This window comes from Streptomyces sp. XY006, from assembly GCF_002237655.1.
Taxonomy (GTDB): domain Bacteria; phylum Actinomycetota; class Actinomycetes; order Streptomycetales; family Streptomycetaceae; genus Streptomyces; species Streptomyces levis.
Genome location: NZ_NOKT01000021.1, coordinates 139,952 through 156,517, shown reverse-complemented (window position 1 = coordinate 156,517; position 16,566 = coordinate 139,952). Strand labels below are relative to the sequence as shown.

The window sequence follows — 16,566 nt, the reverse complement described above, 5'->3', positions numbered from 1 at the left end:
GTGGGACGGGGGCCGGGAGTGGCCGGCGCGGCGGGAGCCGCGGGCTTCTCGGCGGCGGCCGGCTTGGGGGCCGGCGGGCGCGGGGCGGCCGGGCGGGCGGCCTGCGCCGGAGAGGGGGCTGCCGGCTTCGCCGGGGCAGCCTTGCGGGCGGGGGCGGACTTGCCGCCGCCGTTGCCCTGCTGGAGGGCGTCCGTCAGCTTGCGTACAACGGGCGCTTCGATGGTCGAAGACGCCGAACGGACGAATTCACCGAGTTCCTGGAGCTTGGCCATGACGACCTTGCTCTCGACACCGAACTCCTTGGCGAGTTCGTAGACCCGGACCTTAGCCACTTCGCTCCTTTGAGGTCCGGGTTGCGTCCGGACCGTCGCTAGTTCATGGGCGTACTCATCGCGTACTCATCGAGTGCTCATCGCAATCTCGACCTGCTTTCGACTCGCGAGGTACCTAGACCACACGGGGTTCCGTGCGGCACGTTCTTACGGTGTTGCCTGATCGGCAACTGTTGTCTGCTCGACGTATCGGCGCAACGCCTTTGTGTCGAGCGCTCCCGGGACGCGCAGTGCCCTCGAGAACGCCCGGCGGCGTACCGCCTGGTCCAGACAGACCTGGGCGGGGTGTACGTACGCACCCCGGCCGGGCAGCGTACCGCGTGGATCAGGGACGCACGCGTCCTCGATCGCCACGATCCGCAGCAGTTCAGTCTTGGCCGCTCGCTCCCGGCACCCCACACAGGTGCGCTCAGGGCATGCACGGGCGCGTGTCCGGCCAGACACAGTTAAGTCTACCTCCCCGTACGCGCCTCACCCCTGTGGGGCAGCATTCGAACGATTGCAGCGCGTGAACCTGTCGTGATCTGAACGACTCACGGCTTGGATCCATTCCCCGGATGCGGCGCGGATCCGCCGTCGATCTTCGGCCGATCCGTCCGCGCCTGCTCCGGGCTGCCTCGCGGCTCCTCCGCGGCTACTCCGCGGCCGGTTCCGTGTCCGGGCGGATGTCGATCCGCCAGCCGGTCAGCCGGGCCGCGAGGCGGGCGTTCTGGCCCTCCTTGCCGATGGCCAGGGACAGCTGGTAGTCGGGCACGGTCACCCGGGCGGACCGGGTCGCCATGTCCACGATCTCGACCTTGGAGACGCGGGCCGGGGAGAGGGCGTTCGCCACCATCTCGGCCGGGTCCTCCGACCAGTCGACGATGTCGATCTTCTCACCGTTCAGCTCGCCCATCACGTTGCGCACCCGGCCGCCCATGGGGCCGATGCAGGCGCCCTTGGCGTTCAGGCCGGAGCGGGTGGACCGTACGGCGATCTTGGTGCGGTGACCGGCCTCGCGGGCGATCGCGGCGATCTCCACGGACCCGTCGGCGATCTCCGGCACCTCCAGAGCGAACAGCTTCTTCACCAGACCGGGGTGCGTGCGCGACAGCGTCACGGACGGGCCGCGGACGCCCTTGGCCACCCGGACGACGTACGACCGCAGCCGCATGCCGTGCGGGTAGGTCTCGCCCGGCACCTGCTCCTGCACCGGCAGGATGGCCTCCAGCTTGCCGATGTCCACGAGCACGTTCTTCGGGTCGCGGCCCTGCTGGACCACACCGGTGACGATGTCGCCCTCGCGGCCGGCGTACTCGCCGAGCGTCGCGTCGTCCTCGGCGTCGCGCAGGCGCTGCAGGATGACCTGCTTGGCCGTGGTGGCGGCGATACGGCCGAAACCGGACGGGGTGTCGTCGAACTCGCGGGGCTCCTGGCCCTCCTCGAGGTCGTCCGCGTCCTCCTTCGCCCACACGGTCACATGGCCGGTCTCCCGGTTGAGCTCCACGCGCGCGTGGCGGCGGCTTCCCTCGGTGCGGTGGTAGGCGATGAGGAGGGCCGACTCGATCGCCTCGACCAGCAGGTCGAAGGAGATCTCCTTCTCCCGAACCAAGCCCCGCAGGGCGCTCATGTCGATGTCCACGGCTACGCCTCCTCTTCCTTCTTGTTGTCCTTGCGGCTGAACTCGACCTGGACGCGCGCCCGGACGATGTCGTCGAAGGCGAGTCTGCGCGCGGTGGCCTTGCGGCCCTTGACCCCGGGCACCTCGGTGTCGACGCCGTCGTCGTCGACCTTCAGGATCCTGGCGACCAGCTCGCCGCCCTCGGCCAGCTGGAACTTCACCAGCCGGTCCGTGGCCCGGACGTAGTGCCGGTGTTCCGTGAGGAGGCGCTCAGCGCCCGGGGTGCCGACCTCCAGGGTGTACTCCCCCTGACCCATCGCGTCCGTCTCGTCGAGCTTCGCCGAGAGCGCGCGGCTCACATCGGCGATCTGGTCCAGGTCCGCACCGGTGTCCGAGTCGACGACGACGCGCAGCACACGCTTGCGACCGACGGAGTCCACTTCGATCTCTTCGAGATCCAGACCCTGGGAGCTGACGAGCGGTTCCAGTAGCTCTCGCAGCCTCTCGCTCTGGGTGGTGCTCATCCGGGTGACTCCTCGGCCGCGTGTGCTGTTGTGGGATGGGTCGCGTGTCTGGTCAAAGGGTATCCGGTCGCAGGGAGTGTTGCCGTCCACCCGGTCACGAACGGTGCCGCTGAGTGGTCCCGGGCGACGGCCCGGGTACCGTGATCACGGGCGGGCAGCCCTTGCGGTCCCTTCCTTCTCGCATGTTTCCCACCACGAGCCCCCGAGGACGTCTGACGTGCCGTTCCCCTCATCGCCGCGCCCCCGTTCGGGGCCGCGCAGAAGGAGTCTGCTCGCGGTCGGGCCCGCGGCCCTCGCGCTGGCGGGCTGCACCGCCGGTCCGGAGGGGTCCGGGGACGCGGGCGACGGGCCCTCGGCCGCCGAACGCCGGGCACGCGCGCGTGCGGCCCGGGACAGCGAGGGGCTCCTGGAGCGGTACGACGCGGTGATCGCCGCCCGGCCGGCCCTGGTGGGGCGGCTGGGACCGCTGCGGGAGAACGTCGTACGGCATGTCCAGGCGTTCGGGGGTGGCCGAAAAGCATCGCCCTCGGCGTCGGTCCCGCCGTCCGGTCCGGCATCACCCCCGGCGTCACCCCCGCCGTCCGGCCCGGCCTCGTCGCCGGTCGCCGTGGCGGGGAACGACAAGGACGCCTTGGCCGGGCTCGCCGCCGCGGAGCGGGAGCTCGCCGACCGGCGGTCCAAGGAGTTGCTCGGGGTGCCGGGCGAGCTGGCGCGGCTGCTGGCGTCGGCGGCGGCGGCCGGGGCGGCGCACGTGTACCTGCTGTCCGAGGGGGACGCGTGAGCGAGGCGAAGGACCGGGAGCTGCGGGCCCTCCAGGCGGCCTTGGCGGCCGAGCACGCGGCGGTCTACGGGTACGGAGTCGTCGGCGGGAAGATCGGCGAGGGGCGGCGCGGCGAGGCACGGACCGCCTACGACGCGCACCGGGCACGCCGGGACGCACTGGTGCGCGAGGTGAAGGACCTGGGCGGCCGGCCCGTGGCGGCGGCCGCCGGATACGCGCTGCCCTTCGCGGTGCCGGACGCGGCGGCGGCCGGGCGGCTGGCCGCGGAGCTGGAGGACCGGGTGGCCGGGGTCTACTCCGACCTGGTGCGGGCCGCGGGCGGCGAGCGGCGGGCCCTGGCCGCCGAGGCGCTGCGCGAGGCGGCGGTGCGGGCGGTGCGCTGGCGCGGGGAGAGCGTAGCCTTCCCTGGGCTCGCCGAGCGGGCGGGCACGGCCCCGCCCTCGGCGGCGCCGAGGGCGTGACCCGCGCGGGGCGCGCACCGTCACGAGCACGAAGGGAACGGACTCGCGCATGGTTTTCGAACCGCCGCAGCGCCTGGTCAGGGCGCTCGGTGAGACGGCCCCGGACGGCGACGACTGGCTGGAGAAGCTGCCCGAGGCGGCGCGGCAGGCCGTAGCGCTACGCGAGTTGACCGTGGAGCGCGTGCAGGTGCCCGGCGGACGCAGCAGCCTGGTCGTGCTGGTGCGGACGGCCGACGGGACACCCGCCGTGCTGAAGCTGGCACCGGGGCGGGCCCGGCCGGAGGCGGAGCGGGCCGCGCTCGCGCACTGGGCCGGGCGGGGTGCCGTGCAACTGCTCGAACCGGTCCAGCCGACCGAGGGGGTGCTGCTGCTGGAGCGGCTGCATCCGGACGTGTCGGTGCGGTCCCTGCCGGAGGCGAAGGCGCTGCTGGAGGCGGCGGGGACGCTGCGGCGGCTGTGGATCGAGCCGCCCGCCGGTTTCCCGTTCGAGACGGTGGCCGAGCGGACCGGGCGGCAGGCCGAGGCGATGCGGGCCCGGGCGCAGGCCGATCCCGCGGTGGCCCCCCTGGTGGAGCTGGCGCTGGCCGCGCGCGAGGAGTTGCTGGCCGCGCCGCCCGAACACCGGCTGCTGCACGGCACGTTCCGGCAGAGCAAGGTGCTCGCCGGGGAGCGGATGCCGTGGCTGGCCGTGGGGCCCGACCCGGTGGTCGGCGAGTGCGCGTTCGACCTGGCCCGGCTGGTCCGCGACCGGGTGGAGGACCTGATCGCCCAGCCGTCCGGGGCGGCGACGACCCGGCGCCGGGTGAAGCGGCTGGCCGAGTCCCTGGACGTGGACCAGGAGCGGCTGCGCGGCTGGACCCTGTTCCGGGCCGTGGAGTCGGGTGTACGGGCGGGGCGCGTGGGGCGGCCCCGGGACGCGGAGCTGCTGCTGGAGTTCGCGGGCTGGCTGTGAGCGCCCCGGCCGCCCGGAGCGCTCACCCCTGCCCCCGCCGGGGCCTTACGCCGTGAGGCGGGCGACGGCCTCCTCGACCGTCACTTCCTCGCGCTCGCCGGTACGGCGGTCCTTCAGCTCGACGACGCCCTCGCCGGCGCGGCGGCCGGCCACCAGGATCTGCGGGACGCCGATCAGCTCGGAGTCCGTGAACTTGACGCCCGGGGAGACGCCGGCGCGGTCGTCGACCAGGACGCGGACCCCGGCAGCGGCCAGCTTCTGGGAGATGTCGAGGGCCAGTTCGGTCTGCAGGGCCTTGCCGGCGGCGACCACGTGGACGTCGGCCGGGGCGACCTCCTTGGGCCAGCACAGGCCCTTGTCGTCGGCGCTCTGCTCGGCGAGGGCGGCGACCGCGCGGGAGACGCCGATGCCGTAGGAGCCCATGGTGACGCGGACCGGCTTGCCGTTCTGGCCGAGGACGTCGAGCTTGAGGGCGTCGGCGTACTTGCGGCCCAGCTGGAAGATGTGGCCGATCTCGATGGCGCGGTCCAGCACGAGGCCCGTGCCGCACTTCGGGCAGGGGTCGCCCTCCTGCACGACCACGACGTCGACGTACTGGTCCACCTCGAAGTCGCGGCCCGCGACGACGTTCTTGGTGTGCGTTCCGGCCTTGTTCGCTCCGGTGATCCAGGAGGTGCCCGGGGCGACGCGCGGGTCAGCGATGTACGTGACCTTGTCCAGGCCCTGGGGTCCGACGTAGCCGCGGACCAGGTCGGGGCGGCCCGCGAAGTCGGTCTCGGTGACCAGCTCGACGGTGGCCGGGGCGAAGTGCGCCTCGACCTTGTCCAGGTCGACCTCGCGGTCGCCGGGGACGCCGACGGCGACGATCTCGCCGTCGACCTTCACGAGGAGGTTCTTCAGCGTGGCCGAGGCCGGGACGCCGAGGGAGGCGGCGAGGGTCTCGATGGTGGGGGTGTCCGGGGTGGGGATGTCCTCGGCGGCGGGCACGTCCGCGGCGTCGACCGGCTTCAGCTCGTACGTGATCGCCTCGGTGTTGGCGGCGAAGTCGCAGTTCGGGCAGTCGGCGAAGGTGTCCTCGCCGGCCTCGGCCGGGGCCAGGAACTCCTCGGACTTGGAGCCGCCCATCGCGCCGGCGGTCGCGGCGCAGATGCGGTAGTCGAGGCCGAGCCGGGCGAAGACGCGCTGGTAGGCCTCGCGGTGCAGGGCGTAGGACCGCGCGAGGCCCTCGTCCTCGGTGTCGAAGGAGTAGGAGTCCTTCATAAGGAACTCGCGGCCGCGCAGGATGCCGGCGCGCGGCCGGGCCTCGTCACGGAACTTGTTCTGGATCTGGTAGAGGATCACGGGCAGGTCCTTGTAGGAGGACGCCTGGTCCTTCACCAGCAGCGTGAAGATCTCCTCGTGGGTGGGGCCGAGGAGGTAGTCGCCGCCCTTGCGGTCCTGGAGGCGGAACAGTTCGGCGCCGTACTCGTTCCAGCGGCCGGTCGCCTCGTAGGGCTCGCGCGGCAGCAGGGCGGGCAGGGACACCTCCTGGGCGCCGATGGCGTCCATCTCCTCGCGGACGATGCGCTCCACGTTGGACAGGACCTTCTTGCCGAGGGGCAGCCAGCTCCAGATGCCGGCGGCGGTGCGGCGTACGTAGCCGGCGCGGACGAGGAGCTTGTGGCTGAGGACCTCGGCGTCGGCCGGGTCGTCGCGCAACGTCTTCGCCAACAACTGGGACATGCGCTGGACCGGTGCGTTCGCCATGGTTCGTCTGCTCCTGCTGCTGGGGGTCCCCCCGCTCGAGCGCCGTCGAGAGTGGGGGAGGGTGATGGCAGGAGATTATCCGGGCGGCAGGGGGCGGCGGAAATCGGTTAACGGCGCAGCAGCGGGAGCGGGGCGCCCATCACGGCGTACGGCTTGGGGGCGCTCGGGAAGAGGACCTGGCGGGCCAGGTCCCGGTAGCCGAGGGAGCGGTACAGGGCGCGGGCGGGGCTGTCGGTGTCGATCGCGGAGAGGATCGAGCGGGGTTCGGCGGCGCCGTCGGTGATCGTGGTGATCAGGGAGCGGCCGACGCCGCGGTTCTGGTAGGCGGGGTGCACATGCAGCTCGGTGATCACGAAGGAGTCGTCGAGCCAGTGGTCGTGGTGCTGGGCGCGCAGGTAGGGCTCCACGACGGTGGACCACCAGTGGGTGCGGTCGTTGGGCATGCCGTAGACGAAGCCGACCAGGCGTCCGCCCGCGGTGGCGCCGAGGGCGCGGGCGCCGGGGTAGGTCATGTGGCGCAGGACGATCTGGCGGCGGACGGCGACTTCGTCGGGGCCGAGACCGAAGGCCACGGCCTGGACGGCCAGGGCCTCGTCTACGTGGGCGGAGAGGTCGAGGGGGCCGATCACCAGGTCCATGGCGGGGAGCCTACAGGGGGGTTTCCGCCGCCGTCCGGGCGCTTCAGAACAGAACGCTCATGAAGGCGCCGACCTCCTGGAAGCCCACGCGCCGGTAGGTCCTCCTGGCCGCCGTGTTGAAGTCGTTCACGTAGAGGCTGACGAGGGGGGCCACGTCCGCCAGGGCGTAGCGCAGCACGGCCGCCATGCCGGGGGCGGCCAGGCCGGTCCCCCGGTATTCGGGGGCGACCCACACGCCCTGGATCTGGCACGCGCGGTCCGTCGCGGCGCCGATCTCGGCCTTGAAGGCGACCTTGCCGTCCGCGTCGAAGCGGGCGAAGGCGCGGCCGGAGCCGACGAGTTCGGCGACCCGGGCCTGGTAGAGGAGGCCGCCGTCGCCGGCCAGCGGCGAGACGCCGACCTCCTCGGTGAACATCGCCACGCACGCCGGCAGGATCGTCTCCATCTCGTCCTTGCGGACGCGGCGGACGTAGGGGTCGGGGGTGACGTCGTCCGGCAGCCGGTCGGTGATCATCAGCGGCTGGTGGCGGCGCACCTCGCGGGCCGGGCCCCAGTGGGGCTCCAGGAGCCGCCACAGGTCGGCGGTCGGTCCGGCGGGGCCGACGATGGAGGAACAGCGGCGGCCGGAGCGGCGGGCGCGGTCGGCGAAGGCGCGCACGGCACGCGGACCGGCGCAGATCGGCACGAGGTTGGCGCCCGCGTAGCACAGGGAGGTGAGGATGCCGTCCTCGTACCAGCCCCACATCTCACCGCCGAGCCGCCACGGGTCGAGTCCGGCGATCTGCACCCGGGACGTCACGAAGGCGTTCGCGACCGGCTCGCGGTCGAGGACGGCGAGCGCGGCGTCCAGGTCGCTCGGTTCGAGGACCCGTGAGGTGGTCTGCGTCAACACGTGCGGGGCGCCTCACACACTGGGGTCGGCTGATTCCCCGCACTGTACCTGGCGGAGCTGGGGAGTGCCGCCGCGCCGGCGGCCGGGACGCGCACCGGCCCGGCCCTACCGCTCGTCGAGCCGCTCCCTGAGCCGGCTCACCTCGTCCTGGAGGCCGCTCACCATCCGGTAGGCCGGTGTGACGGTGCCGGGGGCCGGGGCCGCGGTGCCGGGGGGCGGCTCGGAGCGCCAGGTGACCGGTTCGACGGCCGACTTGAGGGCCCGGTCGCTCTGTCCGCCCCCGCCGTCGTACGACGTGCCGTACGAGTGCCAGTACCGCTGCGGTGGAACGGGCGGGGCGCTCGCCTCCCGCCGCGGCTCCCGCTCGTCGAGGTCCCGCAGGAGTTCCCTCGCCAGCCGGGTTTCCTGGTGGTCGTCGCCCAGCACTCTGCGCAGCGAGTCGACGACCCGGGCGCACAGGTGCCCGGCCTCCCCCGCCTGCCCGTTCTCCAGGGTGGCGATGACCAGGTTCATCCGGACGCGGAGGGTCGCGGGGTGGTCCTCGCCCAGGGTCGCGCCGAGATCGCGGACGAGTTCCCGGAACAGGCCGAGGGCGGGCTGAGGGCCGTCGACCGTGGCGAGGACGGCCGCGTAGACGGTGTGTCCCCCGGCCCGGGTGCGGGCTGCGCGGTCAGCCCGCCACCGCCACCGACGGCTCGCCGGAGGCCACGCCGTCCTTCTCCATCTGCTCGGCCAGCTTCATGGCCTCCTCGATGAGGGTCTCCACGATCTTGGACTCGGGGACGGTCTTGATGACCTCGCCCTTGACGAAGATCTGGCCCTTGCCGTTGCCGGAGGCGACGCCCAGGTCGGCCTCGCGGGCCTCGCCGGGGCCGTTGACGACGCAGCCCATGACGGCGACGCGCAGCGGGACCTCCATGCCGGTCAGGCCGGCGGTGACCTCTTCGGCCAGCTTGTAGACGTCGACCTGGGCCCGGCCGCAGGAGGGGCAGGAGACGATCTCCAGGCCGCGCTGCTTGAGGTTCAGCGACTCCAGGATCTGGATGCCGACCTTGACCTCCTCGGCGGGAGGCGCGCTCAGCGACACCCGGATCGTGTCGCCGATGCCCTGGGAGAGCAGCGCGCCGAACGCGACCGCCGACTTGATGGTGCCCTGGAAGGCGGGGCCGGCCTCCGTGACGCCGAGGTGCAGCGGGTAGTCGCACTGGGCGGCGAGCTGCTTGTACGCCTCGATCATGACGACCGGGTCGTTGTGCTTGACGGAGATCTTGATGTCGCGGAAGTCGTGCTCCTCGAAGAGGGACGCCTCCCACAGGGCGGATTCGACCAGGGCCTCGGGGGTGGCCTTGCCGTACTTCTGCAGCAGGCGGCGGTCGAGGGAGCCGGCGTTGACGCCGATGCGGATCGGGGTGCCGTGGTCGCGGGCCGCCTTGGCGATCTCCTTGACCTTGTCGTCGAACTGCTTGATGTTGCCGGGGTTGACGCGGACCGCCGCGCAGCCGGCCTCGATCGCGGCGAAGACGTACTTCGGCTGGAAGTGGATGTCGGCGATGACCGGGATCTGCGACTTGCGGGCGATGGTGGCCAGGGCGTCGGCGTCGTCCTGGGTGGGGCAGGCGACCCGGACGATCTGGCAGCCGGAGGCGGTCAGTTCGGCGATCTGCTGGAGGGTGGCGCCGATGTCGGAGGTGCGCGTGGTGGTCATCGACTGGACCGAGACGGGGGCGTCTCCGCCGACCGCGACGGACCCGACCTGGATCTGGCGGCTCTTCCGGCGCTCGGCGAGCTTGGTCGGAACGGACGGCATGCCGAGAGAAATCGCAGTCATCTGCTGTGCAACCCCAAGTCGTGGATCAAGGTCCGGTCCCGTGAGCAGCGGGCTCCGAGCTTCGAGATTACGGCACGGGTGCGGGCGCGGGCACATCCCACCCGTCGTGCCACCCGATGGGAGGCGGCCCGGCGAAAAGCCTGCCGGGCCGCCCGGAACTCCGTATGGCTAGGAGATTCTCACCGGGTTCACCACGTCGGCGATCAGCACCAGGATCGTGAAGCAGATGAAGATCCCGGCGACGACGTAGGCGACGGGCATGAGCTTCGCCACGTCGAAGGGGCCGGGGTCCGGCCGGCGCAGCAGCTTGGCCGTGTTGCGGCGCAGCGACTCCCACAGGGCGCCCGCGATGTGGCCGCCGTCGAGCGGCAGCAGCGGGAGCATGTTGAACAGGAACAGGGAGAGGTTGAAGCCGGCGACCAGCATCAGGGCCATGGCCAGCTGCTGGGTGGGCGGGATGTCGAGCGTGAAGATCTCACCGCCGACGCGGGCCGCGCCGACCACGCCCATCGGGGAGTCGGACTCGCGCTCGGCGCCGTCGAAGGCCGCGTTCCACAGGGCCGGGATCTTGCCCGGGAGGGCGGCGAGGGAGTCGACGGCCTCGCCGATCCGGTCGCCCATCCACGTCACGGAGTCGCCGAAGTCCTGTTTGACCACGCCCGTGGCGGCGCTGAAGCCGAGGAAGCCGGCCTGGACGTACTGCCCCTCGACGATCTGGCCGCTGGAATCCTTCTTGGCGACCTGGTTCGAGGCGATCTTCGCGTGCAGGGTGACCTCCTGGCCGCCCCGCTCCACGACGATCGGCACCTCCTTGCCGGGGTTGGCGCGGATCAGGTCCGACAGCTCGTTCCAGTCGTCGGTGTGCGTGCCGCCGAAGGAGACGATCCTGTCGCCCGCCTTGAGCCCCGCCGCCGCGGCCGGGGAGGCCGGGTCGCCCTTCTCGCATTTGTCGCGGTTCTCGCTCTGGGCGATGACGCACTGGGAGACCGAGCTGACCGAGGTGGTCTGCTGCGTGATGCCGAAGCCCATCAGGACGGTGAGGAACAGCACCACCGCGAGGATCAGGTTCATGAAGGGACCGGCGAACATCACGATCACGCGCTTCCAGGGGGCGCGCGTGTAGAACATCCGCTTCTCGTCGCCGGGCCGGAGCTCCTCGTAGGCGGCGGAGCGGGCGTCCTCGATCATGCCGCGCCACGGGGAGGTGGAACGGGACTCCAGACGGCCGTCGGGGCCGGGCGGGAACATCCCGATCATGCGGATGTAGCCGCCGAACGGGATGGCCTTGATGCCGTACTCGGTCTCGCCCCTCTTGCGCGAGAAGATCGTCGGGCCGAAGCCGACCATGTACTGCGGCACGCGGATGCCGAACAGCTTGGCGGTGGACAGGTGCCCCAGTTCGTGCCACGCGATCGAGAACAGCAGGCCGACCGCGAAGAGGACTATGCCGAGGATGAACATCAGGGTCGTCATGCACGGGCCTCCGCCGTCTGTGCCGCCAGTTCCCGGGCCCGGGTGCGTGCCCAGGTCTCCGCTTCGAGGACGTCCGACACGGTGAGCGAGGTTCCCGTACGCGGGGTGCCGTGCTCCTCGACGACCCGGGTGACGGTGTCCATGATCCCGTTGAACGGCAGTGCGCCCCGGCGGAACGCCTCCACGCACTCCTCGTTGGCCGCATTGAACACCGCCGGGGCGGTGCCCGCGAGCTCGCCGACGTGCCGGGCGAGGTTCACGGAGGGGAAGGCCTCGTTGTCGAGCGGGAAGAACTCCCAGGTCGAGGCCTTGCTCCAGTCGAAGGTGGGAGCGGCGTCGGGGACGCGCTCGGGCCAGCCGAGACCGATGGCGATGGGCCCGCGCATGTCGGGCGGGGTCGCCTGGGCCAGTGTCGATCCATCCGTGAACTCAACCATCGAGTGGACATACGACTGGGGATGCACGACGACCTCAATGCGGTCGAAGGGAATGTCGTAGAGCAGGTGCGCCTCGATGACCTCCAGGCCCTTGTTGACGAGGGTCGCGGAGTTGATCGTGATGACCGGGCCCATGGCCCAGGTGGGGTGGGCGAGGGCGTCCTCGACGGTGACGCCCGCGAGCTCGGCCTTGGTACGGCCGCGGAAGGGCCCGCCGGAGGCGGTGACGACCAGCTTGCGGACGTCGGCGCGGGTGCCGGCGGCCAGGGCCTGGAACAGGGCGGCGTGCTCGGAGTCGACGGGGATGATCTGCCCGGGCTTGGCGAGGGCCTTGACCAGCGGGCCGCCGACGATGAGCGACTCCTTGTTGGCGAGCGCGAGGGTGCGGCCCGCCTCCAGTGCGGCGAGGGTCGGGGCGAGTCCGATGGAGCCGGTGATGCCGTTCAGGACCGTGTGGCAGTCGGCGGCGGCGAGCTGCGTGGCCGCCTCGGGGCCGGCGAGGATCTCCGGGAGGGGCTCGCCCGGGCCGTACTGCGCGGTGAGCGCCTCGCGCAGGGCCGGTACGACGTCCTCCCGGGCCACGGCGACCGTGCGCACGCGGAGCCGGTGCGCCTGTTCGGCGAGGAGGGCGACCCGGCCGCCGTTGGCCGAGAGGCCGGTGACCCGGAAGCGGTCGGGGTTGCGCAGCACGAGGTCGATGGCCTGGGTGCCGATGGACCCGGTGGAACCGAGGATCACCACGTCCTTCGGTCCGTCGGCCGACACCGGGTCGTAGACGAGGTGCGGGTCGGCGAGGGGGGCTGGACTGTCGCTCATTCCTCCATTGTTGCCGTAAGCCTGGCGCGTGAGGACAGCGCATCCCTATCCCGGGGGCGCGCGCCGCAGTGGTTCGCGCCCCCGGAGGGCCGGGCTAGCGGATCGGCCGGTGGACGTTGTCCTTGGCGGACGGTCCAGGAGTCGCGTCGGCGATCCAGGGGCCGTCGCCCGAGGGGTCGACGACGCCCCGCTCCAGCCAGGTGTAGGTGCCGGACAGGACGCCCTCGACGACCTTGCGGTCGAGGTCGTCGGTGTTGGTCCACAGACGGGTGAAGAGCTCTTCGATCCGGATACGGGCCTGGCGGCAGAAGACGTCGGCGAGCTGGTAGGCCTCGCGGCCGTGGTCGCCCTGGCTGCGCAGCATCTCGGCCCGGACACAGGCCGCGCTCATGGCGAACAGCTCGGCGCCGATGTCGACGATGCGGCCGAGGAAGCCCTGCTTGGACTCCATCCGGCCCTGCCAGCGGGACATGGCGTAGAACGTGGAGCGGGCGAGCTTGCGGGAGGTGCGCTCGACGTAGCGCAGGTGCCCGGAGAGGTCCACGCCGTGCTTGAAGGCGGCGTAGGAGGTGGGGAGCTGGCCCGGGCCCGCGACCAGCTTGGGGAGCCACTTGGCGTAGAAGGCGCCGGCGTTGGCGCCGGCCTTCGCCTTGTCGCCGAGGGACTTCTCGGGGTCGATGAGGTCGCCGGCGACCGAGAGGTGGGCGTCGACCGCCTCGCGGGCGATCAGCAGGTGCATGATCTCCGTCGAGCCTTCGAAGATGCGGTTGATGCGCAGGTCGCGCAGCAGCTGCTCGGCGGGGACGCCGCGTTCGCCGCGGGCCCGCAGGGACTCGGCCGTCTCGAAGCCGCGGCCGCCGCGGATCTGGACGAGTTCGTCGGCCATCGTCCAGGCCATCTCGGAGGCGTACAGCTTGGCCAGGGCGCCTTCGATGCGGATGTCGTTGCGGTTCTCGTCGGCCATCTGCGAGGCCAGGTCCGTCACGGCCTCCAGGGCGAACGTGGTCGCCGCGATGAAGGAGATCTTGGAGCCGACCGCCTCGTGGTGCGCGACGGGCTTGCCCCACTGCTCGCGGGCCGCCGACCACTCGCGGGCGATCTTCAGGCACCACTTGCCGGCCGCCACGCAGGAGGCGGGCAGGGAGAGCCGCCCGGTGTTGAGCGTGGTCAGGGCGATCTTCAGGCCCTGGCCCTCCTCGCCGACCCGGTTGGCGGCGGGGACGCGGACCTGGTGGAAGCGGGTGACGCCGTTCTCGATGCCGCGCAGGCCCATGAAGGCGTTGCGGTTCTCGACGGTGACGCCCGGCGAGCTCGTCTCCACGACGAAGGCGGTGATGCCGCCGCGGTGGCCCTCGGACTTCGGCACCCGGGCCATGACGACCAGCAGGTCGGCGACCACGCCGTTGGTGGTCCACAGCTTCACGCCGTCCAGGACGTAGTCGTCGCCGTCGGGCACGGCCGTGGTGGCCAGGCGTGCCGGGTCGGAGCCGACGTCGGGCTCGGTGAGCAGGAAGGCGCTGATGTCCGTGCGGGCGCAGCGCGGCAGGAAGCGCTCGCGCTGCTCCTCGGTGCCGAACAGCTTCAGCGGCTGGGGCACGCCGATCGACTGGTGGGCGGAGAGCAGCACGCCGATCGCCGGGCTGGCCGAGCCCGCCAGGGCCAGCGCCTTGTTGTAGTACACCTGGGTGAGACCGAGACCGCCGTACTTGGTGGCGATCTTCATGCCGAAGGCGCCGAGTTCCTTCAGCCCGTCGATCACCTCGTCGGGGATCCGGGCCTCGCGCTCGATGAGGGCCGGGTCGACCTTCGTCTCGACGAAGTCGCGGAGCTTGGCGAGGAACTCCTCGCCGCGCTCGGCCGCCTCGTCCTCGGGGACGGGGTGGGGGTGGATGAGGTCGAGCCGGAAGCGGCCGAGGAACAGCTCCTTGGCGAAGCTGGGCTTGCGCCAGTGCTGTTCCCGGGCGGCCTCCGCCACCTCACGGGCCTCCCGCTCGGTGACGGCGGGACGGGATGAGGGGGTGGTGGAAGCGGACATGAGGGTCACCTCGCCGCATCTAGGATTGGTGATGACTGTACGTTACCGACCGGTGCTACTGGATCGTTGGTACCCGATACCGGACGCTGCCACCAGTCCTCACGCGTCCGTTCGGCCGAAGGGGGCGGAAATGGGAATCGAAGCGCTTCGACAGCCTATGGACACCCACCCGCGCTGAAGCTACTGTCGAACCCACCCTCACCCGTTCATACCGGCACGGCGCGCTGTCGAAGCGCTTCACTAAGAACTTGGAGAGCTGGATGGTCACCCTCGCCGAGGTCGCCCAGCACGCCGGAGTCTCGGCGAGCACGGTGAGCTATGTCCTCAGCGGCAAGCGGTCGATCTCCTCGACCACCCGGCAGCGGGTCGAGCGGAGCATCCGCGAGCTCGGGTACCACCCGAACGCGGGGGCGCGCGCCCTGGCGAGCAGCAAGTCGAACATCATCGCGCTGATGATCCCGCTGCGCACGGACATGTACGTGCCCGTGATGATGGAGATCGCCATCGCGGTGGCGACCACCGCGCGCACGCACGGCTACGACGTGCTGCTGCTCACCGGCGAGGAGGGGCCCGACGCGGTGCGCCGCGTCGCGGGCAGCGGTCTCGCCGACGGCATGATCCTGATGGACGTCGAACTCGACGACGAGCGGCTGCCGTTGCTGCGGGCGACGGACCAGCCGTCGGTGCTGATCGGGCTGCCCGCCGACACCGCGGGGCTGACCTGCGTCGATCTGGACTTCCGGGCGACGGGTGCGCTGTGCGTGGAGCACCTGGCCAAGCAGGGGCACCACGACATCGCCGTCATCGGCGAGGCCCCGGCGGTCTACGAGCGGCACACGGGTTTCGCCGAGCGCACCCTCGACGGGCTGCGGTCCCGCGCCCGGGAACTGGGCGTGCGGCTGCTGCACCGGCCCTGCGAGGGCGGGTACGACGCCATGGCGGTGACGCTCGCCCGGATCCTCGACGAACGCCCTGACACCTCGGGCCTCGTCGTGCAGAACGAGTCGGCGGTCGAGCCGCTGCTCGCCCTGCTGCGGCAGCAGGGCCGGGCCGTCCCGGAGGACATGTCGGTGGTCGCGATCTGCCCGGACCAGGTGGCGACGCAGGCCTCGGTGCGGCTGACGTCGGTCGCCATCCCCGCGCAGGAGATGGGCCGGCGTGCGGTGGAACACCTGGTCGCCAAGCTGGAGGGACGCGGCGGCGACGAGGTCGTGCTGCTCGCGCCCGAGCTGACGGTCCGGGCGAGCTCGGGCCCGGCACCGAGCCGCTCGTAGGCGCCGCACGGCCGGGGCCGGCCGCCGCCCCGCGGCACGGCCCGCCCCGGCTCGCGCGGGTCAGCCCCCGCTGACCGTCAGGTTGTGGGTGGTGAAGTTCAGGCCGCCGGACGACGAGGTGATCTCGTAGCCGAACTGCACGTCACCTATGGTCTCGTTGCCCATCCACTTCTTGGTGTCCTTGATCCACTTCAGGATCGGCAGGATGTCGACGCTGCCGGAGCTGGAGTCGGACGTCCGCAGGAACGAGAAGACCTCGTTGACCCCGTTGCTGCCCTTGTAGACGTTCCAGGTGTGGCCGCCGAGCGTGACGCTGCCCTGGGCGGTGCCGAGGGGACCGACGGCGCCGTTGTGGTTGACCCAGAGCATGATCTCGTAGTCGTAGTCGGTGTCCCAGATGTCGTACGACGTGTTGTACGCGCCGGACGACGGGACCGTGACGTTGTAGCTGCTGGTGAGCGAGGACAGGGAGGTGATCGTCTTGTTGATTACCTTCTTGGAGTTGGGGTACGACTTGATGCCGCCGGTGTTGGGGTGGTCGGCCCAGACGCCCCATTGGGTGCCGGAGTTGGCCCAGACGCACTGGCTGCCGGCGCCGGAGCCCCAGATGTTGTTGTAGAGGGTGTAGCCGTTCAGGCTCGTGTTGCCCCACTGGTCGCAGGTGTTCCAGACGGCGGCGGAGGCCGGGGCGGAGGCGAGACCGACGGTGGCGCCGAGCGCGAGGGCCGGGGCCAGCAGGGCCTTGGTGAGCCTGCTCAGGGTGCGTGATGCCATGGT

General features: G+C 71.7%; 17 protein-coding genes. 4 read left to right on the top strand and 13 right to left on the bottom strand.

The genetic code is table 11. The features are described from left to right. From CHR28_RS24515 to rimP, 4 genes are all read right to left on the bottom strand, one after another. A partial coding sequence (locus CHR28_RS24515; RefSeq protein WP_179272548.1) for a translation initiation factor IF-2 N-terminal domain-containing protein occupies window positions 1-332 on the bottom strand: 332 nt, incomplete at its 3' end. A 147-nt stretch (window positions 333-479) separates the two neighbouring features. Continuing rightward, window positions 480-776, bottom strand: a complete 297-nt coding sequence (locus CHR28_RS24510) for a YlxR family protein (protein WP_094055840.1) — start codon at window positions 774-776, stop codon at window positions 480-482. A 190-nt stretch (window positions 777-966) separates the two neighbouring features. Beyond that, complete coding sequence (nusA, locus tag CHR28_RS24505) at window positions 967-1,953, bottom strand: transcription termination factor NusA (protein WP_094055839.1); 987 nt, start codon at window positions 1,951-1,953, stop codon at window positions 967-969. A gap of 2 nt (window positions 1,954-1,955) precedes the next feature. Further along, a complete protein-coding gene (gene rimP, locus CHR28_RS24500) occupies window positions 1,956-2,456 on the bottom strand; it encodes a ribosome maturation factor RimP (RefSeq protein ID WP_094055838.1) in 501 nt (166 codons plus the stop codon). A 217-nt stretch (window positions 2,457-2,673) separates the two neighbouring features. Here rimP and CHR28_RS24495 point away from each other — a divergent pair, with 217 nt between their 5' ends. Genes CHR28_RS24495 through CHR28_RS24485 form a run of 3 tightly spaced genes read left to right on the top strand, consistent with a single transcriptional unit; the run spans window position 2,674 to window position 4,650 of the window. Next, window positions 2,674-3,237, top strand: a complete 564-nt coding sequence (locus tag CHR28_RS24495) for a hypothetical protein (protein ID WP_094055837.1) — start codon at window positions 2,674-2,676, stop codon at window positions 3,235-3,237. Further along, window positions 3,234-3,698 carry a ferritin-like domain-containing protein gene (locus tag CHR28_RS24490; protein ID WP_094055836.1) on the top strand — a complete coding sequence of 155 codons (465 nt, stop codon included), beginning with the start codon at window positions 3,234-3,236 and terminating at the stop codon, window positions 3,696-3,698. The genes CHR28_RS24495 and CHR28_RS24490 overlap by 4 nt, the downstream gene beginning before the upstream one ends. Window positions 3,699-3,747: 49 nt before the next feature. Next, window positions 3,748-4,650 carry an aminoglycoside phosphotransferase family protein gene (locus CHR28_RS24485; protein WP_094055835.1) on the top strand — a complete coding sequence of 301 codons (903 nt, stop codon included), beginning with the start codon at window positions 3,748-3,750 and terminating at the stop codon, window positions 4,648-4,650. A 45-nt stretch (window positions 4,651-4,695) separates the two neighbouring features. Here CHR28_RS24485 and CHR28_RS24480 read toward each other — a convergent pair whose 3' ends face one another. The 8 genes from CHR28_RS24480 to CHR28_RS24445 form a co-directional block, all read right to left on the bottom strand. Beyond that, window positions 4,696-6,396: a proline--tRNA ligase gene (locus CHR28_RS24480; RefSeq protein ID WP_094055834.1), complete on the bottom strand. Its 1,701-nt coding sequence runs from the start codon at window positions 6,394-6,396 to the stop codon at window positions 4,696-4,698. Between the two features lie 107 nt (window positions 6,397-6,503). Beyond that, entirely contained in the window at window positions 6,504-7,034 is a 531-nt protein-coding gene (locus CHR28_RS24475; RefSeq protein ID WP_094055833.1) for a GNAT family N-acetyltransferase, read from the bottom strand. Between the two features lie 43 nt (window positions 7,035-7,077). Continuing rightward, window positions 7,078-7,926: a GNAT family N-acetyltransferase gene (locus CHR28_RS24470; RefSeq protein ID WP_094055832.1), complete on the bottom strand. Its 849-nt coding sequence runs from the start codon at window positions 7,924-7,926 to the stop codon at window positions 7,078-7,080. Between the two features lie 105 nt (window positions 7,927-8,031). Continuing rightward, window positions 8,032-8,475 carry a hypothetical protein gene (locus CHR28_RS24465; protein ID WP_373453384.1) on the bottom strand — a complete coding sequence of 148 codons (444 nt, stop codon included), beginning with the start codon at window positions 8,473-8,475 and terminating at the stop codon, window positions 8,032-8,034. Window positions 8,476-8,596: 121 nt separating this feature from the next. After that, a complete protein-coding gene (ispG, locus tag CHR28_RS24460) occupies window positions 8,597-9,754 on the bottom strand; it encodes a flavodoxin-dependent (E)-4-hydroxy-3-methylbut-2-enyl-diphosphate synthase (protein ID WP_094055830.1) in 1,158 nt (385 codons plus the stop codon). Between the two features lie 168 nt (window positions 9,755-9,922). Continuing rightward, on the bottom strand, window positions 9,923-11,215 hold the full coding sequence (locus tag CHR28_RS24455) for a M50 family metallopeptidase (RefSeq protein ID WP_094055848.1): 1,293 nt from the start codon (window positions 11,213-11,215) through the stop codon (window positions 9,923-9,925). Window positions 11,216-11,223: 8 nt separating this feature from the next. Beyond that, a complete protein-coding gene (gene dxr / locus CHR28_RS24450) occupies window positions 11,224-12,480 on the bottom strand; it encodes a 1-deoxy-D-xylulose-5-phosphate reductoisomerase (RefSeq protein ID WP_094055829.1) in 1,257 nt (418 codons plus the stop codon). A gap of 94 nt (window positions 12,481-12,574) precedes the next feature. Next, entirely contained in the window at window positions 12,575-14,515 is a 1,941-nt protein-coding gene (locus tag CHR28_RS24445; protein WP_094055828.1) for an acyl-CoA dehydrogenase family protein, read from the bottom strand. 260 nt (window positions 14,516-14,775) lie between these two features. Between CHR28_RS24445 and CHR28_RS24440 the strand changes: the two genes are divergently transcribed. After that, a complete protein-coding gene (locus CHR28_RS24440; protein ID WP_094055827.1) occupies window positions 14,776-15,789 on the top strand; it encodes a LacI family DNA-binding transcriptional regulator in 1,014 nt (337 codons plus the stop codon). Window positions 15,790-15,849: 60 nt separating this feature from the next. On the opposite strand, the gene CHR28_RS24435 is transcribed toward CHR28_RS24440, so the two are convergent. Then, window positions 15,850-16,563 carry a glycoside hydrolase family 12 protein gene (locus tag CHR28_RS24435; RefSeq protein ID WP_094055826.1) on the bottom strand — a complete coding sequence of 238 codons (714 nt, stop codon included), beginning with the start codon at window positions 16,561-16,563 and terminating at the stop codon, window positions 15,850-15,852. Between the last annotated feature and the right edge of the window lie 3 nt (window positions 16,564-16,566).